The organism is Egicoccus sp. AB-alg6-2, from assembly GCF_041821025.1.
Classification (GTDB): domain Bacteria; phylum Actinomycetota; class Nitriliruptoria; order Nitriliruptorales; family Nitriliruptoraceae; genus Egicoccus.
On the sequence record NZ_JBGUAY010000012.1, the window covers coordinates 13583 to 37869 of the forward strand.

Genomic DNA, 24287 nt, shown 5'->3' on the forward strand with positions numbered 1-24287 from the left:
CAATACCTACGTTTGGCTTGGGAAACGTTTCGCAACGGGGGAGCCCAACTGGGTCAGGCGACCACGACCGGTCCGTCCGTCCGCAGCGTTCGCGCCCCCGGCAAGAATCGAACTTGCGACGCACGGTTTAGGAAACCGACGCTCTATCCACTGAGCTACGGGGGCAGACCGGGTGGGCGGAACACTGGCGTCCTCACCACTCCCGGCGGGCCATGGTAGGGCGGCTACGGCGGCCGGGGCACACGGTCGGCGGTGCCGGCCATCTCGACCGCCGCTCTACGGGGGCGTCATGGCAGGGCCGCTGAGTAGGCTCGGCCGACGATGCGGGGAGGCTGGCAATGGAGTCGGACGGCGGGACACTCGACGCGGACCTGCGGGCTGGTTATGGCTTCGACGACGAGGCCGTCATCCTCGGTCGGCCCCTCGACGCCGCGCTGCAGAGCCCGCTCAACGACCACTTCGTGCAGGTGCCCCTGCGCATGCTCAACAAGCACGGCCTGGTCGCCGGCGCGACCGGTACCGGCAAGACCAAGACCCTGCAGGTGTTCGCCGAACAGCTGTCGCGTGCCGGTGTTCCGGTCTTTCTCGCCGACCTCAAGGGTGATCTGACCGGGCTCGCGGTGCCAGGCCCAGGCAACGAGCACATCGACGCCCGCATGTCGGGCATGGACCTGCCCTGGCAGGCGGAGTCGTTCCCTGTCGAGCTGCTGTCGATCTCGGGTCGGTCGGGCACGCCGCTGCGTGTCCCCGTCAGTTCCTTCGGACCGCTGCTGCTGGCGAAGGTGATGGAGTGCAGCGACACGCAGGAGTCGGTGCTGCAGGTCATCTTCAAGTACGCGGACGAGTCGCAGCTCGCCCTGCTCGACCTCGTCGACCTGATCGAGCTGCTGAAGTTCCTGGCTTCCGACGACGGCCGCGAGGTCCAGGCGACCTACGGGGGTATGAGCACCCAGACCATCAACGTGTTGCTCCGGAAGACCATGGAGCTGCAGACCCAGGGCGGGGACACGTTCTTCGGCGAGCCCGAGTTCGACGTCGAGGACCTGGTGCGGACCCAGGACGGCAAGGGCGTCATCACCATCCTCAACCTCGTCGACGTGCAGACGAAGCCGCGGATCTTCTCGACCTTCATGATGTGGCTGCTCGCCGAGATCTACGAGACCTCGCCCGAGGTGGGGGACCCGGACAAGCCGCGGCTGGTGTTCTTCTTCGACGAGGCGCACCTGCTGTTCAACGGCGCGTCCAAGACGCTGCGCAGTTCGGTCGAGCTCACCGTCCGCATGATCCGCTCCAAGGGCGTCGGCGTCTTCTTCGTGACCCAGCAGCCCCGCGACGTGCCCGAGGACGTGCTGGCGCAGCTGGGCAACCGGGTCCAACACGCGTTGCGTGCGTACACCCCCCAGGACCAGAAGGCCCTGAAGGCGACCGCGGCGACGTTCCCGGTCAGTGCGCACTACGACGTGCAGGAGGCCCTCACCGGTCTGGGCACCGGTGAGGCCCTCGTCACCGTCCTCGGTCCGAAGGGTCGGCCGACACCGACGGTGCCGACCCGGCTCGTCGCGCCGGTATCGCAGATGGACACGGTCGACGAGGCGACCGTCCAGCGGCTGATCGAGGGCAGCCCGTTGCTGGCGAGGTACGCCCAGCGACTGGACCGTGAATCGGCCGCCGAGATCCTGGCGAAGCGGGCCGAGGAGAAGGCCGCAGCGGCGGTCGAACACGCCCGGTCCCAGGAGGAGGCGGACGCGCTCGCACGTCGCGAGAAGGAACTCGTCGCGGAGCAGCAGCGGACCCGCCGTGCCCCCACCGGACGGCGGGCGAGCAACCGCGACACGGCGACCGAGCGCATGGTCAAGAACGCCGCGGCCAGCGTCGGCCGCGAAGTCGGCCGGTCGCTGATCCGTGGCATCCTCGGCAACCTCGGCCGCTGACCCCGACTACAGCTCGTCGGTCGCGAAGGTGTCGCACGCGGCGAGCTCGCCCTCACGGTAGCCCCGTGAGAACCACGACTGCCGCTGTTCGCTGGTGCCGTGCGTGAACGTCTCGGGCGTGACCTGGCCCTGCACCCGCTCCTGGATGCGGTCGTCGCCGACGGCGGCAGCGGCACTGAGCGCGTCGGCGATGTCGTCCTCGGTCAACGGGCGCAGGAACGCCTCGCCGCTCTCGGGGTCGAGCGCCTGCGTGGCGTGGTGGGCCCACACGCCCGACAGGCAGTCCGCCATGAGCTCCACCCGTACGGCGCCCGACTCGGGGCCGCTGGGGTCGCGCTGGGCGCGGTCGAGCAGTCCGAGCTGGTGCTCGATGTGGTGGCCGAACTCGTGGGCCACGACGAACTGCTCCGCGAGGGGTCCCTCGCCGGCGCCGAAACGCTCCCGCAGGGTGTCGAAGAAGCCGGTGTCGAAGTAGGTCGTGCGGTCGGCGGGGCAGTAGAACGGGCCGACCTGGCTCGTCGCGGTGCCGCACCCCGTGGCAACCTGACCCTCGAAGATGGTCAGTCCCGGAGGCTCGTATGCCGGGCCGCCGGCCGCGGGCAGCTGCTCCTCCCAGACGACGTCGAGACTCTCCGCGGTGGCGATGATGCGACAGTCGACGTGCTCATTGGCGTCCGCACCGGTCTGGCAGTGCTCGAAGCCACCCTCGATCTCCTGGCCGCCGGCAGACCCGGCGCCCGGATCGCCGCCACCGGCCAAGGCGTCGAGCGGGATGTCGAACACCAGCGCGAGCAACAGCAGCAGCAGGCCACCGCCGCCACCGATCGCCACACCCGCTCCGCCGCGGCGCCCGCGCGAGGCACGACCCGAATCGATGCGCACGTCGTCGTTGAAGCTCATCGGGGCACTCCCTGGACCGGTCGCGACGCCGGAAGAGCCGAAGACTACGAGCGCCGAACGCGTGCGTACCCCCACGACGGTGTTCCTCCGGTGGCGGCCGTCACGCCTCTTCCGCTCCGGCGTGCTTGCCTGCGCACCTCGACCACGACGAAGAGGAGCCACGGTGCGCGCCGTTCACGTGACACGGTTGGAAGGACCGGATGCGGTCGAGGTCGTCGAGGTGGACGAGCCTGCAGCCGTCGACGGCCAGGTCGTCATCGACGTGCACGCCGCCGGGGTGACCTTCCCCGACGTGCTGCTCACCCGCGGCGAGTACCAGATCAAGCCCGACCCGCCGTTCGCGCCGGGGTCCGAGGTCGCCGGCGTCGTCCGCGAGGCACCGTCGGACGGCCCGCTGCGACCTGGCGACCGGGTGGCGGCGTTCCCGGGCTTCGGTGGGTTCGCCGAGACGGTCGTGGTCGACCCCCGACTCGTGTTCCCGCTCCCCGACGACGTCGGCTTCGCCGCTGGGGCCGGGCTCCCGATGAACTACCTGACCGTGCACTTCGCCCTGATCCGTCGTGGCCGGCTGCAGCCCAACGAGTGCGTGCTCGTCCACGGGGCCGCCGGCGGGGTCGGCACGGCGGCGATCCAGCTGGCCAACGCCTACGGCGCCCGCGTCATCGCGGTCGTCTCCAGCGACGCCAAGGCCGAGGTCGCGCGTCAGGCCGGAGCCGAGGAGGTGGTGTCGGCCGACGGCTTCCGCGACCGCGTGAAGGAGATGACCGACGGCCGTGGCGTCGACCTGATCGTCGATCCCGTCGGCGGGGACCGGTTCACCGACTCGCTGCGGTGTCTGGCTCCCGAGGGGCGGCTGCTGGTCATCGGTTTCACGGGCGGCGAGATCCCGACGGTGAAGGTCAACCGGCTGCTGCTCGGCAACACGTCGGTGGTCGGAGTGGCGTGGGGCGCGCACTTCTTGCGTGACCTGAGCTACCCGCAGATCCAGTGGGCCGACCTGCTCCCGTTGATCCGGCGTGGTGCGCTCCGCCCGATCCTTGGCGGCAGCTACCCGCTCGAGCGCGCCGTCGAGGCGCTGCGTGAGCTCGACGAACGCCGGGCCACCGGCAAGGTCGTCCTCGACGTGCGATGAGCCGTGCGCGCCATGGTGCTCACGCGGCGCGTACGTGCCCGAGGAAGTCGCGGACGTCCAGGACCGCCGCGCGGGCAGCCCGATTGGCACCGATGGTGCTGGCGGACGGTCCGTAGCCCAGCAGGTGGATGCGACGGTCACCGGCCACGTGGGTGCCGTCCATGCGGATCCCACCGGACCGCCCGCGCAGGTCGAGCGGTGCGAGATGGTCCAGGGCATGGCGGAAGCCCGTCGCCCACAGGATGACGTCTGCCCGAATGAAGCGGCCGTCGTCCCATGCCACGCCGTCGGCGGTGATGCGATCGAACGTGGGCAGCCGGTCGAGCGCGCCGCGGCCGCGCGCCTCGAGGACCGGCGGTGTGGCCACCAGGCCCGTCACGCTGACGACGCTGTCGGGTCGTCGGCCCGCGGCAACCGCCTCGGCCACCTCGGCGACCGCCGCACGTCCTGCCTCGGTGTCGAACGGCTCGTCGCGCCACTGCGGCTCGCGCCGGGTGACCCAGGTCGTCGAGGTGACCGACGAGATCTCGGCGAGGTGCTGGATCGCCGAGTGCCCGCCGCCGACCACGACCACGTGCTGACCGGCGAACCCGCGTGGACCGGCGTAGTCGGCGGTGTGCAGTTGGCGGCCCCGGAAATCCGCCATGCCGGGATACCGCGGCCAGAACGGCCGGGTCCACGTCCCGGTCGCGTTGATCAGCGCACGCGTGCGCATCGTCCCCCGGTCGGTCTGGACCAGCAGTCGGCCGTCACCCGCCTCGTGGACCTCGCCGACGCGCACCGGCCGGCGCACCGGCAGCCCGAAATGCCGCTCATAGCGTGCGAAGTACGCGGCGACGACCTCGTTCGCCGGCGCCTCGGGATCGACGTCGCCGAGCGGCAGACCGGGCAGGTCGTGCAGCCCGTGGACCGCCCCCATCGTCAGCGTCGGCCAGCGATGTCGCCAGGCGCCGCCGGCGGCGGCGTTGCCGTCGAGCACCACGTGGTCCTCGCCCGGGAGGAAGCCGCGGGTGCCGAGGAAGTACGCCGCCGACAGCCCGGCCTGGCCGGCGCCGACGACGACCACCTCGACGTCGTCCATGTCACTGCCCCCGCAGCAGCTGCTCGAACGGGATCGGGTCGGCGAATGGATTGCTTGCCGACCGTCGGGTCGGCGCGCCGACGACGAGGTCGGCGAGCTGTCCGGCGGCGCGCTTGATCCGCGCGGCGAGCCCCCCGTCGACCTCGCCACCTCCACCCCAGTCCTCCGCTGCGGCGAAGACCGCCGTCGGCACGACGACCGCCCGCAGGTAGGCGAACAGGGGCCGAAGGGCATGTTCGAGCGCCAGCGAGTGGCGCGCCGTGCCGGCCGTCGCCGCGATCAGCACCGGCGCATCCGTCAATGCGTGATCGTCGAGGACATCGAAGAAATTCTTGAACAGCCCGTTGTACGACGCGCTGAAGATCGGCGTGACGGCGATCACCCCGTCCGCGCCCGAGACGGTGTCCTTGGCCGCCTGGAGCGGCTCACTCGCGAAGCCGGTCAGCAGATGATCGGTCAGGTCGTGGGCGAGCTCGCGCAGCTCGATCACCTCGACGACCACGTCGTCGCCATGGTCGCGGACGGCGGCAACGGTCGCCTCGGCGAGGCGGTCGGCCAGCAACCGCGTCGACGACGGCTGGCCGAGCCCGGCCGACACCACGGCCAGCGTGCGGGTGGTCATCGCAACTCCTCCACGGTCTCGGCGCCCGCCAGGACGTCGGTGTCCTCGGCCTCGAGGGCCGCCCGGAGCGAGGCGTGGGTCGGGGCATCCGGGACGTGGGCCGGGCGATTGGTGGCGAACTCCCGGCGCAGGGCCGGGACGATCTCGCCACCCAGGATCTCGAGTTGCTCGAGCACGGTCCGCAAGGGCAGCCCGGCGTGGTCGATGAGGAACAGCTGGCGCTGGTAGTCGCCGACGGCGTCGCGCATGCCGGCATAGCGTTCGATGACCTGCTGCGGGGACCCGACGGTCAGCGGGGTCTGCGCGGTGAAGTCCTCGAGCGAGGGTCCGTGGCCGTAGACCGGGGCGACGTCGAAGTAGGGGCGGAACTCCCGGACGGCGTCCTGCGAGTTGGGTCGCGCGAAGAACTGTCCCCCGAGGCCGACGACGGCCTGGTCGGCGGAGCCGTGGCCGTAGTGCTCGAAGCGGCTGCGGTACAGCTGGACCATCTGGCTGGTGTGTCGCATCGGCCAGAAGATGTTGTTGTGGAAGAACCCGTCGCCGTAGTAGGCGGCCTGCTCGGCGATCTGCGGCGTGCGGATCGAACCGTGCCACACGAACGGCGGCACGCCGTCGAGTGGCCGGGGCGTCGACGTGAAGCCCTGCAGCGGGGTGCGGAACTTCCCTTCCCAGTCGACCACGTCCTCGCGCCACAGCCGGCGCAGCAGGGCGTAGTGCTCGACGGCGAGGTCGATGCCGGCGCGGATGTCGTAGCCGAACCAGGGGTAGACCGGACCGGTGTTGCCGCGTCCGAGCATCAGATCCATGCGGCCGCCAGCGAGATGCTGCAGCATCGCGTAGTCCTCGGCGATCTTGACCGGGTCGTTGGTCGTGATCAGGGTGGTCGCCGTGGACAGGATCAGCCGCTGCGTCTGCGCCGCGAGATTGGCAAGCGTGGTCGTCGGTGAGGACGAGAAGAACGGCGGGTTGTGGTGCTCGCCGAGGGCGAACACGTCGAGCCCGACCTCCTCGGCGGTCCTGGCGATCTGCAGGACGGCCTGGAGGCGCTCCGCCTCGGTCGGCGTGCGCCCGGTGGTCGGGTCGGGCGTGATGTCACTGACGGAGAAGACGCCGAACTGCATGCCTGGGACCTTCGCGATGGGCGCGCCCACAAGGGGCGCACGGGCGGTGATTTCACTTGCAACTATCTACCAGAACGCCCGGTGCTCCGCGAGGTATTCCCCGGTCAGCGGCGGCGTGCCCGCTTGGCGCCGGCGCCGTTGCCACCGCCGTTGCTGCCGCCCTGGCTGCCACCGTTGTCGCGACCGTGGCGCGCGCGACGGCGGCTCGTGGCCGGGGCCGGCCCGCCGTTGGCGCTCACCCGACGCGGCCGGGCGGCGGTGGGGGTGGCTGCCGCGTCACGCCGTGGCGTCGGCAGCGTGTCGGCCGTCAGCAGTTCCATGGTGAGGTCGTGCAAACCCTCGGGCATGGCGAGGTCGCGCTGCAGCTTCTGCACGTCCTTGCGTTCCTCGGCGCCGACGAGCGAGACGACGACGCCCTCGGCCCCGGCCCGACCGGTCCGCCCCGAGCGGTGGACGTAGTCCTTGTCGGTCGCCGGCTGGTCGTAGTGCACGACGGCGGCGACGTCGTCGACGTGGATGCCACGTGCGGCGACGTCGGTGGCGACGAGCACGTGAACGCGGCCGTCGGCGAAGCGGGCCAGCGCCGACTCCCGCTGGTTCTGCGAGCGGTTGCCGTGGATCGCGGCCGTGGTGATGCCGTCCTGTGCCAGCTGCTTGGCGAGGCGGTCGGCACCGTGCTTGGTGCGGGTGAACACGATGGCCGGTCCGGTCTTCCGCACGATCTGCGCGGTCAGGCGCCGCCGCTCGTTGCGCTCGGCGGCCCAGAAGACGTGGCGCACGTCCCCGCGCTGTTCGGCAGGCGTGTCGAATTCATGGCGGGCCGGGTCGCGCTGGTAGCGGCGCACCAGCACGTCGACGTCGCCATCGAGCGTGGCGCTGAACAGCAGCGTCTGGCGCTGCCTCCGGGTCTGGTCGAGGATGCGGCGCACGACGGGCAGGAACCCCATGTCGGCCATGCGGTCGGCCTCGTCGATGACGACGAGGTCGACGTCGGCGAGCGAGATGGCCCGCTGCTGCAGCAGGTCCTCGAGACGGCCGGGAGTCGCGACGACGACGTCGACGCGCTTGGCGAGGCGCTGGCGGTCGCGGTTGACGCTGGTCCCGCCGTACAGCGTGACGATGCGACGGTCGGTCACCTCGAGCAGGGGGGCGAGCACGTCACGTACCTGCGAGGCCAGCTCCCGGGTCGGGACGAGCAGCAGCGCCCGCGGGCGACGCGCCGCACCCTCGCCGACGCGGATGGCGACCGGCAGGGAGAAGGCGAGTGTCTTGCCCGAGCCGGTCGGGGCCTTGCCGCACAGGTCGCGCCCGGCGAGCGCGTCCTGCAGGGTCAGCTGCTGGATCGGGAACGGTGCGGTGATGTCGAGCGTCCGCAGCCGCGAGACGAGAGCGGCGGGAACGCCGAGTTCGGAGAAGGTGGTGGTCACGAAGAAACCTTGTCGGCCCAGCCGTCCTGGCGGGCACGTCGGTGTGGCGCACCGACAGGTTCCGCCGGCGCGAGCACGGCGAGGAGGCGGCCGGAGCCGGCAATCGCGGTGCGTGTCGAACACGCAGCCGGGAAGGAGTGCGGCGGTGCCGCGGGCCCATCCGAGAGCCTGATGGTCACCGGGCCGATCGCTGCCGGAGCGCGGCGGCGGACGGGAGGTGACGACGTGTTCCAGGGCGGACAGGACCGCCCCGTGGGGAGCAGCGTACCGGGCGGTCCACGGATTGCGCCGATCCGATGCGGTCAGCGGTTCCGTACGTGGGGAGAAACACTTCGGGAGTAGGCTGGACGGGTGAGCGAGAGCCGTGGCGCGGGTGAGCGCGAGGACACGCTGGCGGCACGGGAGCGCGAGCTCGACGCCCGCCAGGCGGTGCTGCGAGCCCGCGAGGACCGGGCCGACGCCCGCGAAGGCCGCGCCGAGGCACGCGATCGGCAGGTCGACGAGCGGGAGCGGCTGGTCGCGGAGCGCGAGGAGTCCTCGCCGCGTGTCGCCCATGACACCGATTTGCGGCCGGGCACGGTCATCGGCGACCGCTGGCGCATCGACGCGCTGGTCGCCCGGGGCGGCGCGGGCACGGTTTGGCGCGCCACCGACCTGCGACTCGGTCGCGTGGTCGCCGTGAAGTTGATGCGTACCGAACTGCTCGACCACGGCATGGCGATGAAACGGTTCCGCCGCGAGGCGGACCTGCTGGCCAAGGTCGAGCACGAGCACGTCATGCGCCTCTTCGACGTCCAGACCGTCGGTGACCAGCTGTGCCTGATCTCCGAGTACGTCGGTGGCATCAGCCTGCGCGGCCTGATCAACGAGTACGCCCCGTTCCCCGACGAGGTGGTCGCCGCCGTCGGGCTGCAGCTGGCCACCGGCGTGGCGGCGATCCATGCCCAGGGCGTGGTCCACCGCGACCTCAAGCCCCGCAACGTGGTCGTCACCGAACGCGGGACGCTCAAGGTCGTCGACTTCGGCACGGCGCGTCAGCTCACCTCGGAGCTGACGCCGGCGCCCACGGGCCACGTCGCCGGGAGCCCGGCCTACCTCGCCCCCGAACAGGTCGAGGGTCGCATCGGCGACCAGCGGACCGACCTCTACGCCCTGGGCCTGGTGTTGTGGGAGGCCGCGACCGGCAAGCGGCCGTTCTCCGGCGACACCAACACGGCGACCGCCCTGGCACGGCTGACCGCGGAGGTGCCCGACCTGCGTGAGATCGGGGCGACCGACGCACGCGACCTCAGCGAGGTCGTGCGGCGGCTCACCCGGCTCGATCCCCGCGGGCGTTACCGCTCCGCGTGGGAGGTCGTGGATGCCCTGACGCCGCTGACGCCGCCGCGACCGTTGGACGTGCTCGCGGCTCTCGGGGCGACCAGACGCGACTAGGAGCCCGTCGGCTCGGCGCGCCGGCGCAGCGACGACGGCGCGACGACGTCCTCGCCGCCGAGCGCACGCTGGAACAGCGCCAGGTCGTCGGCGATGAAGCGCGCGAGCGCACTCAGCATCGTCTTCTCGTAGTAGACGAACGCGCCGGCCCGCAGCGAGTTCAGTTCCTCGAGTTCGGCCGGCACCGAGGTCATCATCGCGATCATCGTGCGCGGCGCCGACTTCAGCAGGGGCGCGATCAGGTCGGTGCCCCGCTCGGCGCCCAGCATCAGGTCCAGCAGGACGACGTCGGGCTGCTCGGCGTTGACGACGTCCAGTGCCTCGGCCCCATCGGCGGCCATGCCGACGACTTCGACCTGACCGCTGCTCCGCAACGTCAGGCTGACGACGTCGCGGATGGTGCGATCGTCGTCCACCACGACGATCCGTGGCAGTTCGGTGGATGCGTGCACGAAGAACCCTGTGTAGGAGGGGCCGGGCGCGCGCTCGTGGTCTGAACGGCGAAACAGAATGGGTCACCGTAGCCGACCACGCGCACTCGGTCTTCGAGCGGCTCGTGGGTGCGGCGGCCGTGTGGCGGGTCACTGTATCCGACCTTCCGGCCACCGGCCGCCGGACCCTCGGTTGCGGCGTCCGTACGCGCGGAGTCCCTAAGCTCGACGGCCGGGGAGAAGTCGCCTGGTGCGGGGGCGCCGGCCGGGAACTGGTGGGAGCCGTGCAGCAGGTCGCCGCGACGCTGAGGGACCTGCTGCTCGTCGCCTATGGGCTCCTGGCGGCGACGGCGTTGTGGCAGTACCGACGCCGGCGCCTGGCTCCGGCCGGCTATCTCGCCGCGGCGTTCGCCGCCATCGCCCTCGGGCTCGGGGCCGGGCGCGTGGCGGCGCTGTTGACCGGCGTCCCCGCACAAGTCGTCCGCCTGCTCGCCGTCATCGGCGTGGTCAGCTTCCCGTGGCTGCTGGCGGCCTTCGCGTGGTCCTTCGAGGGTGAGCTGCCCGCCTGGCTGCGTCGTGCCTGGCTGGGCGTGCTGGCCGTCGCTGCGCTGTTCGCGGTGACCAACCCGGGGGCTTCGGTCGGACGCGACGCGGACGACATCGTCTTCCTCGTGGGCTTCACGGTGGCCTGGCTCGTCCCGTCGATCGCGACGGCCGGCCGCCTGTTCGCCGCCGGCGGAAGCACGTCTCGCATCGTCCGGGCTCGCATGCGGCTGATCGCCGGTGCGCTGGTCCTGCTGACCGCAGCGGTGGTGGTCACGGTGCTGGCGCCACCCGAGGGCAGGTACGGGATGCGCGCGGTCGCCTACGCCGCCTCGCTCGTCGCGGCCGGGATGGCCCACGCCGGCTTCGCGCCGCCGCTCCCGCTCCGGTTGTGGTGGCGCCGACAGGGCACGCAGACGTTCGGAGAGATGCAGCAACGACTGATCTCGGCGGTGACGCCCGAGGACGCCGCTCGCGCCGTGGCGCCCATCCTGGCCGGGCACATCGGGGCCGGCGTCGCGGTGCTCGCGACCGACGGCACCGTCCTCGCCGCCGTGGACATCGACCCCGAGGACCTCGCCGAAGCTGCCGACCGGTTCGCGGAGGACGCGCCCCCACTGCCGGGCACCCAGGTCGTTCCCGTCGGCAACGCCACGCTGGTGGTTCGGATGACCAATTACAGCCCGCTGTTCGGGGACTACGAGCGCGAGCTGGTCGCGGCCTACGCGTGGCAGCTGCAACTGGCGCTCGAGCGCAGTGAGTTGGCGGCCAAGCACCTCGAGGCCCGCCACGACGCCGAGCGCGCGAGTCGGGAACTCGAGACGACGCTGATCGGTCTCGCCCATGACCTGCGTAGTCCGGCGGTGGCCGTCAACGGCTATGCGACGCTGCTTCGCGCCGCGGACAGCGACGAGGAGCGTGCACATCTGCTCGAGGGCATCACAGCGAGCAGCGACTACCTCAACGGCCTGGTCGATGCCCTGCTCGAGTTGTCCCGGATCGGTCGCACCCAGACGGAGGTCCAGCCGGTCGACCTCGCGGCCGTCGCCAAGGGGGTGCGCGAACGGGTGGCGGTGACCCGCCCGCAGGCGACCATCGAGATCGGCGACGACCTCCCCGTCGTGCTGCTCAACCCGGTCCGGGCGGAACAGTTGGTCGACAACCTGGTCAGCAACGCGGTGAAGCACGGCGGCCGCGACGATCTGCGGGTCCAGGTCAGCAGTCACCAGACCGCCACCGGGTTCGAGCTGCGGGTCGCCGACGATGGCACCGGCATCCGGCACGAGGACCGCGACCGCATCTTCGACCTGTTCCAGCGCGGTCGGGGCGCGGGCGCCGCCGGGTCGGGGGTGGGCCTGGGCATGGTGCGAAGAATCGCCGAGCACTACGGCGGCGCGGTCGATCTGGCCGACACCGACACCGGTGCCACGTTCGTCGTGTCGTTCCCGAACGAGGTGCTGCTCGACGCTTCGGTCGAGGTCGGGATGGCGAACGAACCGGGCAGCGCGGGCTAGCGTTCGCCGCTCGTGGACGACCCCGGAGTTCCGACGTGACCGAGCGCAACTGGACCTTCCTGACCAATCACGGTCATGCGCTGGTCTGCATCTCGCGCGACCCCGACATCCGCATCCGGGACATCGCCGACCGCATCGGCATCACCGAGCGGGCGGCCCAGTCCATCGTGGCCGACCTCGTCGCGGCGGAATACGTGGTGCGTCACCGGGTCGGACGCCGCAACCGCTACGACGTCAACCTCGACCGGCCCCTGCGCCACCAACTCGAGGCGGACTCGCGCGTCGGCGAGTTGCTCGGGGTGCTCGAGCAGAGCCGCACCGCCGTCGCGGACGACACCGGCTCGTCAGGCGTCGGGTAGCGGCGTGAGGAGTTGGTCCACCGGCGCGTAGTCGTCGGTGAGGACCACGGCGTCACCGACGAAGTCCCGCAGGGCGTCGCCGTGCAGGAGCTCGTCGACCTGCGCGCGGTTGCGGTTGACGTCGGCGACGGCGTCCAACGGCAGGGGGGCGTCGGAGGCGATCACGACGTAGTTGCCACCGAGGCCGCGCCTGTCCCGGGGACCGAAGGCGTCGGGACGGCCGAGCACGGCGACGTGGTCGAACACGGCACCCGTGGTGGCGAGGTAGGCCCGCAGGAAGTCGCGTGGGCCGTAGTCGATGACGTTGGTGACCAGTACGCCCTCGTGGTCGACGGCACGGTCCATCTTCTCGAGGAAGTCCCGGGTGGCGAGATGCCAGGGCACGGCCACGCCCCCGAACGCGTCGTTGACCACCAGGTCGAAGGCGTCGGCGTCCACCGTTGGGGCCGTCACCCGGGCGTCACCGGTTCGTGCCTCGATGTCCCCGCCGAGCTCGAGCCCGAGCTCGTCCTGTGCCAGCTCGACCAGCAGCGGGTCGACCTCGAGTACCGTCGATCGGGAACCGGGATGCACCGCACGCAGGTACTGCGGCATGGTGAAACCACCACCACCGACGTGCAGCGTGCGAAGCGGCTCACCGTCGGGAGCCATCGCCGTGATGACGTCGCCGAACCACTGGGTGTAGGTGAACTCGAGGTGGGTGGGATCGTCGAGGTCGACGTAGCTGTGTCGCATGGTGTCCAGCCACAGGGCACGGCCCGACGGCCGCTCGGCGTCCACCTCGACGCGTGCGCAGTAGTAGGCGGACTCGTAGTCGCACGGGTGTCGCGCGGCGAAGGAGAACAGCCCCGCGACCACCACCGCGACCAGCGTGCCGGTCGACACGGCCTGTCGTCCGCCGCGCAGCCACACGGCCGTGCCGACACCCATGGCCACGAGCAGGACCCCGACGACGCGGATGGTCGGGCGCGTCGGCACCGCGGCCACCAGCAGGAAGCCGGTGACGAACGTGCCGATGATCGCACCGGCGGTGCCGATGGCCGACAGGCGCCCCACGACGCGCCCGGTCTGGTCGAGATCGGCGAGCTCGAGCTTGATCACCGCCGGCGTGACCGCCGTCAGCACGGCCGCCGGCGCGAAGAAGGCGGCGAAGGTCAGCACCACCGTCGTGAGGGCGTTGGCGCCCCGCAGTCCCGTCCCCAGGGCGTCGACGACCGGGATGGTGACGAACGAGAGCGCACCTCCCGCGATGAGGAAGGGCCCGATCAGCAGCCGCGGATCCCGGCGGTCGGCCCACTTGCCGCCCCACCACGATCCGAACGCGATGCCCGCGAGGATCGTGCCGATGATGGCGGTGTAGACCTCGAGCGTCACGCCGACGTAGGGGGCGAGCAGGCGCGCGGCGAGGATCTCCAGCACCAGCACGGCGGCGGAGGAGAGAAAGACCAGCAGGGCGGTGGCGAGGGCAGGCATCGGCGCGCAGGGTACGCCGTCCCCGCAACGCATCCGACGCGCGCCGACGCCGGGCTGTTAGTGGATCCACATCGCCACGCAACACCCCCTTCGTACAGGTGTCCTCCTGGCCGTACGCAGGTGGACTCGTAGGGTCGTCACGTCGGCGTTCGCCGCCGTCGTCATGCGGATGCGCCTCGGGGGCGGCGCTGCGCGGTTGGTGGCGCCGACCACGAACCCAAGCTTCCGACCAGGAGACGAGCGATTCTCGGTACCACCCGAACCTTCCGGCGACGCGCGCTGGCATCTGTCGCAGCCGTCGCGCTCGCATTGACCGCCTGTGGCGTCGGCGATGACGAAACCACCACGGCGACCGGCATCGACGACGGGGCGCCCACCGACGACGACGCCGGTGACGAAACCGATGACGCCACGGCCCAGGGCGGGGACGGCGGCGACACGCTCGCTCGGTTGCAGGAGCAGGGCAGTATCACCGTCGGCATCGCCAACGAGGTCCCGTATGGCTACGAGGACGACGGCGGCAACATCACCGGCGAGGCGCCCGAGGTCGCCCGCGTGGTGCTCGCCGAGCTCGGCATCGACGAGATGGACGCGCAGATCGTCGACTTCAACGCCCTCATCTCGGGGCTGCAGGCGGGCCAGTTCGACATGATTGCGGCCGGCATGTACATCAATGCCGACCGCGCCGCGCAGATCCTGTTCTCCGACCCCGACTACTGCGTGGGCGAGGCCTTCGCGGTCGAAGCGGGCAACCCGCACGACCTGTCGGACTTCGCGTCCGTGATCGAGTCGCCCGACGCGACCATCGCCATCCTCAGCGGCGCGGTCGAAGAGGGCTATGCCGACATCGCCGGCGTGCCCGACGACCAGATCGAACTCTTCAACGACGTCAACGCCCAGTACGACGCCCTCGAGGCCGGCCGGGTCGACGCCGTGGTCGGCACCACCCTCACCGTGCTCACCCAGGTCGAGGCGATGGACGGCTACGAGGCCACCGAATCGTTCTTCCCCGTCGACGAGGACGGTGAGGAGATCCTCGGCTGCGGTGGCTTCGGGTTCCGCAACGACGACCAGGAGTTCCGCGACGCCTTCAACGACGAGCTCAATCGGCTCCAGGACGAGGGCGAGCTGCTGCCGATCATCGCCGACTTCGGGTTCGCCGAGGAGGACATCGAGCGGGCGCAGCAGCTGACGGTCGACGACCTCACGGGCTGACACCCGCGAACGCGGTGGACCGGCCGTCGGAGCCGGTCCACCACCGTCGATGCGGGCCAGGAGAACGCCGGCATGGAACTGCTGCTCAGATCGAGCCAGTACGAGCGCCTGTTCGACGGTGCCGTGCTCACGGTGCAGTTGCTGGGCAACGCGTTCCTGCTCGGGCTCGTGCTGTCGCTGGTCTTCGGTATCGCCCGCCTCTCTTCGCATGCGTGGATTCGCGGTGCGGCGCTGGTCTTCGTCGAGTTCGCGCGTGGCATCTCCTCGATCATCCTGCTGTTCATCATGGCGTACGCCATCCCCATCCTGTTGGGGTTGCCGCAGCGCGACCTGATGCTGCTCGCTTCCATCGCGCTCGGCGTGAACATGGGCGGGTACGGAGCCGAGATCATCCGCGGGGCCATCCTGTCGGTGCCCAAGGGCCAGACCGAGGCGTCGATCGCGCTCAACCTGTCCGAGGCCCAACGGCTGCGCCATGTCGTGCTGCCGCAGGCACTGCGCGTGATCCTGCCGCCCATGGGCAACCTGACCATCGAGATCCTGAAGGGCACCTCGCTGGTCTACCTGATCGGGCTCGCCGACCTGCTCGGGGTCACCCAGCGCATGCGCACGAGCCGCGTGGTGTCGGAGGCACCGGCGGGGTCGACCACGCTGTTCCTCAACGCCCTGCTCATCTACTTCGTGCTCGCCCAGCTGATCAACCTCGCGTTCCGGTTCGCCGAGCGTCGGGTCGAGCGTCGCTTCGTCGGCACCGGGGGCGAGCCGACGACGTTGACGGAGGCCGATGCGCTGAAGGTGGCGAAGTGAACGACGTGACCGGGGTGTCGAGTCCGCCGCGGCCGACTGGTGCCGGCCGTCGGGCGTGGCGTTCACCGTTGTCACTTGCGGTCGCCTTGGCCGTACTGGCGGGCATCTACGGCCTGTACCGCGTGGCGTCGCGCCGGCTGCGGTTCTCCGGTCCGCAACGGCGGGCGGACCCGGCGCTCGACTTCGACCCGGTCTTCGCCCGCGAACTCCTGCCGCAGATGCTCGATGCGCTCGCCATCACGGCGGCCTCGACCGTGCTCGCCTTCGCCGTGGCCGCCGTGCTCGGCCTGCTGCTGGCCGTCGGCCGACGGTCGTCGATCCGGCTGGTGAGCTGGCCGTTCGCGGCGGTGATCGAGTTCGTCCGGAGCACGCCGCTGCTGGTCCAGCTCATCTTCCTGTACTACGCGCTGCCCGACCTCGGCATCGTCCTGACGCCGCTGCAGACGCTGGTGCTGGGCCTCGGAGTCCACTACGGCTGCTACTGCTCCGAGGCCTACCGGGCCGGGATCAACAGCGTCCCCGAGGGCCAGTGGGAGGCGGCGACCGCGCTCAACCTCGGTCCGCGTACCACCTGGACCCAGGTGATCCTGCCGCAGGCCATCCCCAACGTCCTGCCGGCGCTCGGCAACTTCCTCGTCGCCGCCTTCAAGGACGCACCGCTCGGCTCGGCGGTGCAGATCACCGGGGTGCTCGCCTTCGCGACCGCGATCAACGGCAGCACCTTCCGTCCCGTCGAGCCGTTCCTGCTCATCGGCGTCGGCTTCCTCATCGTCAGTCTTCCGGCCGCCTGGCTGGTCCGTCGTCTGGAGAACCGCGTTGGCTACGAACGCACCTGACCCTGCTGCGACGCCGGCCGTGCGCATGCGCGGCGTGCACAAGGCGTTCGGCGACAACGTCGTGCTGCGCGACCTCGACCTCGACGTCGCGCCGGGCGAGAAGGTCGTGATCATCGGGCCGTCGGGATCGGGCAAGACCACGATCCTGCGGGTCTGCATGACGCTCGAGCGTCCCGACAGCGGGACCATCGAGATCAACGGCCGCCACCTCTACCACGAGCCGCGGAACGGCGAGCTCCGGCCCGCCAGCGAGAAGCACATCCGCACGGTCCGCTCGGACGTCGGGATGGTGTTCCAGCACTTCAACCTGTTTCCGCACATGACCGCGCTCGACAACATCATGCTGGCACCGATGAAGGTGCATGGTCGCAGCCGCGACGAGGCCAGGAAACGCGGCATGGAACTGCTCGAGCAGGTCGGCCTGGGCGACGCCGCCGACCAGACGCCGGGCCAGCTCTCGGGCGGGCAGAAGCAACGCGTGGCGATCGCCCGCTCGCTGGCGACCGAACCGGCCGTCCTGCTCTTCGACGAGGTGACCTCCGCGCTGGATCCCGAGCTCGTCGGCGAGGTCCTCAACGTGCTACGCGACATCGCGGCCGAGGGCAGGACCACCATGATGCTCGTCACCCACGAGATGGGGTTCGCCAGCGAGATCGCGGACAAGGTCGTCATGTTCGACAACGGGCAGGTGCTCGAGGCGGGCAGCCCGGACCAGGTGCTGCGCGCCCCCCGGGAGCAGCGCACCAAGGACTTCCTCGCGGCCGTCTTCGAGCACTGAGCCCGCATCCGGGTCGACGGCACCTCGGTACGGTTCGGACAAAGAACCCGCGAACCGATCGCACGCCGGAGGCTTCCGTGGCCGAGTACTGCTTCGTGATGAAGGGCCTCACCAAGACCGTCCCGGGCGGCAAGGAGGTCCTGTCCAACATCTGGTTGTCGTTCCTGCCGGGCGTCAAGATCGGCGTCATCGGCCCCAACGGCGCCGGGAAGTCGACGCTGCTGCGGATCATGGCCGGGGTCGACACCCACTTCGAGGGCGAGGCATGGGCCGCCAGGGGGTTGTCGGTCGGCTACCTGCCCCAGGAGCCGGAACTCGACCCGGACAAGTCCGTCCGCGACAACGTCCTGGCGGGCCTGGGGGAGACGGCGCAGCTCGTCGGCCGGTTCAACGAACTCACCGCCAAGCTGTCGGAGCCGATGGACGACGACGAGATGCAGCGGGTCTACGACGAGATGGGCGAGGTCCAGGACAAGATCGACGCCGCCGACGCCTGGGACCTCGACCGCAAGATCGAGATCGCGATGGACGCGTTGCGCGTACCGGATGCCGACGACGTGACCGTGCTCTCGGGCGGCGAGAAGCGTCGCGCGGCCCTGTGCAAGTTGCTGCTGTCGCGGCCGGACATCCTGCTGCTCGACGAGCCGACCAACCACCTCGACGCCGACACCGTGGCCTGGCTGCAGCGACACCTCGCCGACTACCCCGGCATGGTCGTGGCCATCACCCACGACCGCTACTTCCTCGACCAGGTGGCCGAGTGGATCCTCGAACTCGACCGTGGCAAGGGCCACCCGTTCGAGGGCAACTACTCCGGGTGGCTGGAGCAGAAGCGGGAGCGGCTGCGCCAGGAGGAGAAGGAGGAGTCGGGGCGCCAGCGTCAGCTCGCCGAGGAGGCGGAGTGGGTCAAGGCGTCGCCGCAGGGCCGGCGTACGAAGGCCAAGGCCCGCGTGCAGGCCTACGAGTCGCTGCTCAACCAGGACCGGCCCAAGCAGGTCACCAAGCCGATCATCATGATCCCCGAGGGGCCGCGCCTCGGTGACGTGGTCGTCGACGCCAAGGGCGTGATGAAGGGTTTCGGGGACAAGCTGTTGTACGAAGACCTCAACTTCACCCTGCCGCCGGGCGGGATCGTCGGCATCATCGGCCCCAACGGTGCCGGCAAGACGACCCTGTTCCGCATGATCGTCGGTGAGGAGACACCCGACGAGGGCGAGCTGCGGGTCGGCGAGACCGTGCAGCTGTCCTACGTCGACCAGTCCCGGCAGGCGCTGGCACCGGAGAAGACGGTCTTCGAGGAGATCACGGGCGGCGGGGACTGGATCCAACTCGGCAAGACCGAGATGGCGTCGCGCGCCTACGTCGCCGCGTTCGGGTTCACCGGCGGCGAGCAGCAGAAGAACGTCGGCTCGTGCTCGGGAGGGGAACGCAACCGCATCCACCTCGCCAAGCTGCTGCAGAACGAGGCAAACCTGCTGCTGCTCGACGAGCCGACCAACGACCTCGACGTCGACACGCTGCGCTCGCTCGAGTCGGCGCTGCTGGAGTTCGCGGGTTGTGCGGTGATCACCAGCCACGACCGGTGGTTCCTCGACAAGGTCGCCACCCACATCCTCGCGTTCGAGGGTGACTCGCAGGTCACCTGGTTCCCGGGCGGGTACTCGGAGTACGAAGAGGACCTGCGCCGCCGCAAGGGCGACGAGGCCCTCAACCCGACCCGGATCAAGTACCGCCCGCTCACCCGCCGCTCGTCCTGACGGCGACGACAGAACGAAGCGGGGCGGGCCCGGATGGGCCCGCCCCGCTCGTTGTGGTGGTGCTGGGTCAGCCCCTCGGACCTCCACCGGGCTGACCCGGTCGGCCCTGGCCCGTCACCATCCGGAACGGGTCGGATTCCCAGGTCTCCCAGTGGTCGGCGTTCCCGGCATCGCCGGTCGCGCGCAGCACCCGCAGTTCGAGGGTGTACTCGCCACTCGGGACCATGCGGTCGCCGCCGCTGCTTCCTCGGGCCACGCGGCCGTCCCAGGCGAAGGTCCGGCGCACGCCCGGCTGGGGACTGCGCGGGACGTAGCTGTGCTCGCCGACCAGGAACCGCTCGTCGTCGCCGACCTTGCTCGCCCACAGCTCGAGCCGCTGCGGGAAGTGGCCGAAGAACGGTGCGACGACCGGGTGGTCGCCCTGCGCCGGCCGGTAGACGTGGTCCGGTTCCGCGACCACGAGGCCGCCGTCTGCGCTGCGCGCCATGACGGGATCCACCTCGGCGAAGGTGCTCGGGTTCTGCCAATGACCGAGCAGTCCCATCTCGCCGACGTAGTCGCCGTCGAAGCCGACGTAGGGCACGCGCAGCGTCTGCCCGTGCTCGTCGTCGGGAGTCAGCACGACGTAGCCGCCGTACTGGTGGTTGGCGGCCCCGTACCCCGGCGCGGTGATGGCGACCGGAACCGGGACCGTCGCTCCGGCGGGCACGACCACCGTGTCCGGGGCGGTCAGTTCGGATCCGGGCAGGTAGGCGCTCGGTGTGAAGGTGCTGCCGGCCAAGCTGAGCGCACCCTCATGGCTGATCGCGTACGTCACGCTCTCGTCACCTCGATTGGTGACCAGCAGCTCCGTGACGGTCTCCGCGGCGTCGCGGAGCGCGAGCTGTGCCGGTGCGACCGACTGGTCGGCGAGCACCGCCTGGTCCACCTGGATCATGCCGGCACCCTGGCGGAACGTGTGCTCGAGGTAGCCGAACCCTGGCGCGAGCGACCACTCAGCCGGCTCGGCCGTGTTCTGCAGCCGGTCGCGGACCGCGAACGGGTCGAGGTCCGGTTCCGCCTCGAGCAGCAATGCGACGGCACCCGCGACGTGCGGTGCGGCCATCGAGGTGCCCGAGAGGCTGGCGTATCCGCCACGACCCAACGGGTAGGTCGAGACGATCAGCCCGCCCGGTGCCATGACGCTTGGTCCGAACGCGAGCTCGACGTCCTGGCCGTAGGAGGTGAACGACGAGGCCAGGCCCCCGGTCGGGTTGACCGCCGTGACCTGCTCGTCGGTGAACTGCAGGGTCACGGTCTCACCGTCGGTCAGCAGCTCGCGCAGCGCCTCCCCGGACGACAGGCTGATGCCCGCGCTCCAAATGCCGTCCCGGCCGTCGTCACCCACCGTGCCGGCGAACAGGCCGGCGGCGTTGTTGTGGATGATGACGCCGGTTGCGCCCGCGTCGGCGGCTGCCTCGTACTTCTCCGCGAAGGTGCAGGTACCACGGGTGATCAGGGCGACCTTGCCCGCGGGATCGCCCTCGAGGGTGTCACCTTCCGTTGCGGTGCAGGCGCGGCCGAGCCAGACCAGCTCCTCGGACTCGCCTTCGGTCGGCGGCAGTTCGGCGCCGGTCATCTCCATGTACGGGACCGGGTCGTCGAGTTGCTCGACGACGAACGCCCGCGCGTTGACGTGGGTGTTGTCCGCGCTGGCGACCGAGATGATGTCGTGGGCGTTGGCCGGCGCCGACAGCGTCCACAGGCCGTCGCCGCCACTGTTGCCGGCGGAGTTGACGACCACGACACCGTTGGCCGCGAGCGTGTTGCTGGCGGCGGTGGTCGGGTAGTCCTGGCCCCAGGCGAAGGCGGCGCCCAGCGACATGTTGACGATGTCCATGCCGTCGAGGTAGGCGTGCTCGAGCGCCTCGACGATCACGTCCGAGGTGGTCGAGCCGGGACCGAACACCTTGTAGGCGCCGAAGGTGACGCCGGGAGCGACACCGGTGACGCCGTCCTCGTCGGCGGCGCTGGCGCCGACGATGCCCGCCACGTGCGAACCGTGGCCCTGCGTGTCGCGCGGGTCCGGGTCGGGCTGTGGCGTCTGCGGCGCGTCGGGATCCGCCGGGTTGAAGGTCTCACCGACGTAGTCCCAGCCGTGCGTGATGCGCGGGTGGTCCATCGCGCGGGTGCTGGCGTCGGCCTCGATGCGGTTGGCGTCGTCGCCCTCACCGCCGAGGTCGGGGTGGTTGTAGTCGATGCCCGTGTCGATGATGGCCACCGAGAGGCCCTCGCCGGTCAGTCCGAGCTCGGACTGGGCGGCGTCGGCGCCGGTCATGCCGAGTGCGGTGCCCAGTTCCGGGCTGACGGACGTGGGTTCTGGTCGCTCGACCAGCGCCACGGGGTAGACCGCCTTGACGCTACGCAGGGTCGAGAGCGCGCCGGCCTCCGCGGCGTCCGCGCGGACGGTCATGCCGTTCCACAGCGTCCGGAAGTCCTTCTGTTGTTCGGCGCGCAGGCCCTCGGCGCGGGCCTCGGCCCGGAAGGCGTTGCGCTCGTTGTTCTGGGCGGCGCGGCTCCCACCGCGGCTCGTCGGCGCGGCCTCGAACTCGACGAACCAGAGGTCGTCGACGAACTCGGCCTCGCCGTCCCGGTCGGCGAGCTCCCACGGCATTGGTTGGGTCGGTTCGACCCGCGGTCCCGCGGCGCTCGCTGGTGCGGCCATGGCTGCGACCAGGGCACCGACGAGGAACGCGGGGCCGACGAACTTGCGGCTCCCTCTCATTGCATCCCCTCTTGTGGTTTCCGACCGGGTGGCCGGCCGGCGGACGAGGGAGGCTAGACCGAAAGGAGGGGTGCGTATGGAGGTGTGCGGGCCGAGCACAAGTAGCCCATTGTGATCAGCCATGCGGTTCGTCCCCCGGCCGGCCATCGGGCCGCCGGACGTTCAGGGGTGCCCCGCCGGCCACCGTGGCGGCAGGCGGCCCCTGCTGAGACCTGCGCAGACTCGGGTTTCCGTACCATCGAGACAGGAGCGGCAGCCCATGGACCAGTCCAGCGACAATCCCAACGTCGAGGAACGCACCCCGAAGCCGCCCGTGGACCTCGAGGCCGTCGGAGCCGAGCTGATGCAGGAGGCTCGCGACAAGAGCGGCCGGTCAGCCGTCACCCTCACCCCCTCCGACGGTGGGCCGCTCAAGCAGACGCTGATCGCCCTGTGTGCCGGTGAGGAGTTGACGGAGCACCCGTCGCCGGGCCCCGCGGCCATCCAGGTGATCAGCGGCACCGGATCGCTGACGCACGGTGGCGCCTCGACGCGTTTGACGCCGGGGACCTGGGCGCCGATCCCGTTGGACAAGCACGGACTGGCAGCCGAGGACGACCTGCTCGCGATCCTCACGGTCGTCCAGAGTTGAGTCGCCGGTCAGGCCCGGCGGATCCGTCGGCCGTGCGTGTAGACGTTGCCGCGGCCGTCCCGGACGAACCCGACCACGGTGATGCCGAGCCGATCGGCCGTGCGCACCGCCAGATCGGTGGGCGCTCCGACTGCAACGATGACCGGGAGACCGACCGCTGCCGCCTTCGCGACCAGTTCGAAACCGACGCGTCCCGACAACACCGCGACCTTGTCGCCGAACGCCATCCCGCGGGCCAGCACCTGGGCGCCGATGACGGCGTCCAGGGCGTTGTGCCGGCCCACGTCTTCACGAACACCCACCAGCCGGCCGTCGGTCGTGAACAGACCGGTCGCGTGGGTCCCGCCCGTGACGGCGAACACGGTCTGGGCCTCGCGCAGCCGGTCGGGGAGCGCGAGGAGCACCTCGGCGGCTGGCCCGCCCCCGGTCGGTCCCGGCGGTAGCGGCGTGCACCTGGCGGCCAACTCGTCGATGGAGGCCCGACCGCAGACGCCGCAGGACGCCGTCGCCATGACGTGACGGTGGGCCGCGGCCGTCAGCGGCAATGGATGGGGGAGCCGAACGGTCACGGTGTCTTCGGGCCGTGACAGCTCCCGAGGGTCGCCCGTCCGCACCGTCGCCGGCCCGAGCCGGGGGTCGTAGAGGCCTTCGGTGACCAGCCATCCGATCGCCAGGTCCGCTTCGGCCCCGGGACTGCGCATGGTCGTGACGAGGTCGACGGGCTCCTCGTCCGGCCCCGCCGCGCGGATGAGCAGCGGCTCCTCCGCCGTCAGCTGGTCACGACCGGTGTGCGCCACGACCCGCCCCGTATCGTGGCGGAGTTGCGTCACCGGCACGGTGTCGGCGGACCGGCCGTCCGACGAGCCAGCGACGAACGCGGCGACGTCGTCGGGCGTGTCGAGGTCCACCAGCGTCGTGCCCGCCGGATCGTGTGCCCGCCAGTCACCGGGCGGGAGCACCAGGACGTCGAGGTGGTCGAGCACCGCCGTGGCGCGTCGCTCGCCCGAGGCGAATGCGCCCGACAGCGGTGCGTGCGCCGACCGCCGGTAGGCGCCGACGAGCGGCTGCGCGACGCCATGCGTGTCGCCGAGCAGCACCGCGTCCACGTCGGCCGCGGCAAGAGTTCGTGCCAGCAATCCCAGCACGGCGGGCTGGAGGTCGGGATGGTCGCCCGCCACGACGACGACGACGTCGCCCGCGGCGGTCTCCAGCGCCGTGATCAGCCCGCCGAGCGGCCCCTGTCCCGGCGTCGAGTCGACGACGACCCCCACCTGCACGGGCAGCGCGGGCAGCGGCTCGGCCGTGGCGACGACGACGGTCACCTCGTCGCAGACGGCGGCCACGGCGCCGACGGCGCGGGCGAGCAGGGGCTGGCCGTCGAGGGTGACGAAGCGCTTGTCACGTCCCATCCGGCTGGACCGCCCACCGGCGAGCACCGCACCCACGACCGAAGCGCGTGCCGACTCGGACCCGGCGTCGTGGGCCTCCCTGTCCGTCTCCACCGCTGGACTCCCGTCGGTCCGCCGCCCGC

20 protein-coding genes and 1 tRNA gene are annotated in these 24287 nt (G+C 71.0%); 11 read left to right on the forward strand and 10 right to left on the reverse strand.

The features are described 5' to 3' along the window. Nucleotides 1-92 precede the first annotated feature (92 nt). A tRNA-Arg gene (locus ACERMF_RS17215) sits at nt 93-165 on the reverse strand. A gap of 173 nt (nt 166-338) precedes the next feature. On the opposite strand from ACERMF_RS17215, the gene ACERMF_RS17220 reads away from it, so the two are divergent. After that, nucleotides 339-1931, forward strand: coding sequence for a helicase HerA-like domain-containing protein (locus tag ACERMF_RS17220; RefSeq protein ID WP_373670385.1), 1593 nt, complete (start codon nt 339-341; stop codon nt 1929-1931). A gap of 6 nt (nt 1932-1937) precedes the next feature. Here the strand turns inward: ACERMF_RS17220 and ACERMF_RS17225 are convergent, their stop codons facing one another. Further along, nucleotides 1938-2831 (reverse strand): neutral zinc metallopeptidase, encoded by an 894-nt coding sequence (locus tag ACERMF_RS17225; protein ID WP_373670386.1) that lies wholly within the window; start codon nt 2829-2831, stop codon nt 1938-1940. A 163-nt stretch (nt 2832-2994) separates the two neighbouring features. On the opposite strand from ACERMF_RS17225, the gene ACERMF_RS17230 reads away from it, so the two are divergent. Then, nucleotides 2995-3963 carry an NADPH:quinone oxidoreductase family protein gene (locus tag ACERMF_RS17230; protein WP_373670387.1) on the forward strand — a complete coding sequence of 323 codons (969 nt, stop codon included), beginning with the start codon at nt 2995-2997 and terminating at the stop codon, nt 3961-3963. Between the two features lie 19 nt (nt 3964-3982). On the opposite strand, the gene ACERMF_RS17235 is transcribed toward ACERMF_RS17230, so the two are convergent. The 4 genes from ACERMF_RS17235 to ACERMF_RS17250 all read right to left on the reverse strand — a co-directional run bounded on the left by ACERMF_RS17235 (nt 3983) and on the right by ACERMF_RS17250 (nt 8214). Next, nucleotides 3983-5044, reverse strand: coding sequence for an NAD(P)-binding domain-containing protein (locus ACERMF_RS17235; RefSeq protein ID WP_373670388.1), 1062 nt, complete (start codon nt 5042-5044; stop codon nt 3983-3985). Nucleotide 5045: 1 nt separating this feature from the next. Further along, nucleotides 5046-5666 carry an FMN reductase gene (locus ACERMF_RS17240; protein WP_373670389.1) on the reverse strand — a complete coding sequence of 207 codons (621 nt, stop codon included), beginning with the start codon at nt 5664-5666 and terminating at the stop codon, nt 5046-5048. Beyond that, nucleotides 5663-6787 carry an LLM class flavin-dependent oxidoreductase gene (locus ACERMF_RS17245; protein WP_373670390.1) on the reverse strand — a complete coding sequence of 375 codons (1125 nt, stop codon included), beginning with the start codon at nt 6785-6787 and terminating at the stop codon, nt 5663-5665. Before ACERMF_RS17245 ends, ACERMF_RS17240 begins: the two co-directional genes overlap by 4 nt. Before the next feature lie 104 nt (nt 6788-6891). After that, complete coding sequence (locus ACERMF_RS17250) at nt 6892-8214, reverse strand: DEAD/DEAH box helicase (RefSeq protein WP_373670391.1); 1323 nt, start codon at nt 8212-8214, stop codon at nt 6892-6894. Between the two features lie 351 nt (nt 8215-8565). Here ACERMF_RS17250 and ACERMF_RS17255 point away from each other — a divergent pair, with 351 nt between their 5' ends. Continuing rightward, the gene (locus ACERMF_RS17255) at nt 8566-9648 is read left to right on the forward strand and encodes a serine/threonine-protein kinase (protein WP_373670392.1); all 1083 of its coding nucleotides are present in this window, start codon (nt 8566-8568) and stop codon (nt 9646-9648) included. Here ACERMF_RS17255 and ACERMF_RS17260 read toward each other — a convergent pair. Continuing rightward, complete coding sequence (locus ACERMF_RS17260) at nt 9645-10100, reverse strand: response regulator transcription factor (protein ID WP_373670393.1); 456 nt, start codon at nt 10098-10100, stop codon at nt 9645-9647. The two genes, ACERMF_RS17255 and ACERMF_RS17260, sit on opposite strands and share 4 nt — an antisense overlap. Before the next feature lie 263 nt (nt 10101-10363). Between ACERMF_RS17260 and ACERMF_RS17265 the strand changes: the two genes are divergently transcribed. Together ACERMF_RS17265 and ACERMF_RS17270 are read left to right on the forward strand one after the other, a co-directional pair. Continuing rightward, a complete protein-coding gene (locus tag ACERMF_RS17265; RefSeq protein ID WP_373670394.1) occupies nt 10364-12136 on the forward strand; it encodes an ATP-binding protein in 1773 nt (590 codons plus the stop codon). Between the two features lie 35 nt (nt 12137-12171). Beyond that, a complete protein-coding gene (locus ACERMF_RS17270; RefSeq protein WP_373670395.1) occupies nt 12172-12495 on the forward strand; it encodes a helix-turn-helix transcriptional regulator in 324 nt (107 codons plus the stop codon). On the opposite strand, the gene ACERMF_RS17275 is transcribed toward ACERMF_RS17270, so the two are convergent. Next, on the reverse strand, nt 12481-13968 hold the full coding sequence (locus ACERMF_RS17275) for a fused MFS/spermidine synthase (protein ID WP_373670396.1): 1488 nt from the start codon (nt 13966-13968) through the stop codon (nt 12481-12483). The genes ACERMF_RS17270 and ACERMF_RS17275 overlap by 15 nt on opposite strands. Nucleotides 13969-14277: 309 nt before the next feature. Between ACERMF_RS17275 and ehuB the strand changes: the two genes are divergently transcribed. The 5 genes from ehuB (at nt 14278) to ettA (ending at nt 19361) form a co-directional block, all read left to right on the forward strand. Continuing rightward, nucleotides 14278-15183 carry an ectoine/hydroxyectoine ABC transporter substrate-binding protein EhuB gene (ehuB, locus tag ACERMF_RS17280; RefSeq protein WP_373670397.1) on the forward strand — a complete coding sequence of 302 codons (906 nt, stop codon included), beginning with the start codon at nt 14278-14280 and terminating at the stop codon, nt 15181-15183. A 72-nt stretch (nt 15184-15255) separates the two neighbouring features. Further along, nucleotides 15256-15990 (forward strand): amino acid ABC transporter permease, encoded by a 735-nt coding sequence (locus ACERMF_RS17285; RefSeq protein ID WP_373670398.1) that lies wholly within the window; start codon nt 15256-15258, stop codon nt 15988-15990. Between the two features lie 218 nt (nt 15991-16208). Next, entirely contained in the window at nt 16209-16826 is a 618-nt protein-coding gene (gene ehuD, locus ACERMF_RS17290; RefSeq protein ID WP_373670440.1) for an ectoine/hydroxyectoine ABC transporter permease subunit EhuD, read from the forward strand. A gap of 25 nt (nt 16827-16851) precedes the next feature. Further along, entirely contained in the window at nt 16852-17604 is a 753-nt protein-coding gene (gene ehuA / locus ACERMF_RS17295; protein WP_373670399.1) for an ectoine/hydroxyectoine ABC transporter ATP-binding protein EhuA, read from the forward strand. A 77-nt stretch (nt 17605-17681) separates the two neighbouring features. Next, on the forward strand, nt 17682-19361 hold the full coding sequence (ettA, locus tag ACERMF_RS17300) for an energy-dependent translational throttle protein EttA (RefSeq protein WP_373670400.1): 1680 nt from the start codon (nt 17682-17684) through the stop codon (nt 19359-19361). Between the two features lie 67 nt (nt 19362-19428). Here the strand turns inward: ettA and ACERMF_RS17305 are convergent, their stop codons facing one another. Then, entirely contained in the window at nt 19429-22125 is a 2697-nt protein-coding gene (locus ACERMF_RS17305; protein ID WP_373670401.1) for a S8 family serine peptidase, read from the reverse strand. A gap of 259 nt (nt 22126-22384) precedes the next feature. On the opposite strand from ACERMF_RS17305, the gene ACERMF_RS17310 reads away from it, so the two are divergent. Continuing rightward, nucleotides 22385-22756 carry a cupin gene (locus tag ACERMF_RS17310; protein ID WP_373670402.1) on the forward strand — a complete coding sequence of 124 codons (372 nt, stop codon included), beginning with the start codon at nt 22385-22387 and terminating at the stop codon, nt 22754-22756. Between the two features lie 8 nt (nt 22757-22764). Here the strand turns inward: ACERMF_RS17310 and fdhD are convergent, their stop codons facing one another. Continuing rightward, nucleotides 22765-24258, reverse strand: a complete 1494-nt coding sequence (fdhD, locus tag ACERMF_RS17315) for a formate dehydrogenase accessory sulfurtransferase FdhD (protein ID WP_373670403.1) — start codon at nt 24256-24258, stop codon at nt 22765-22767. Nucleotides 24259-24287 lie beyond the last annotated feature (29 nt).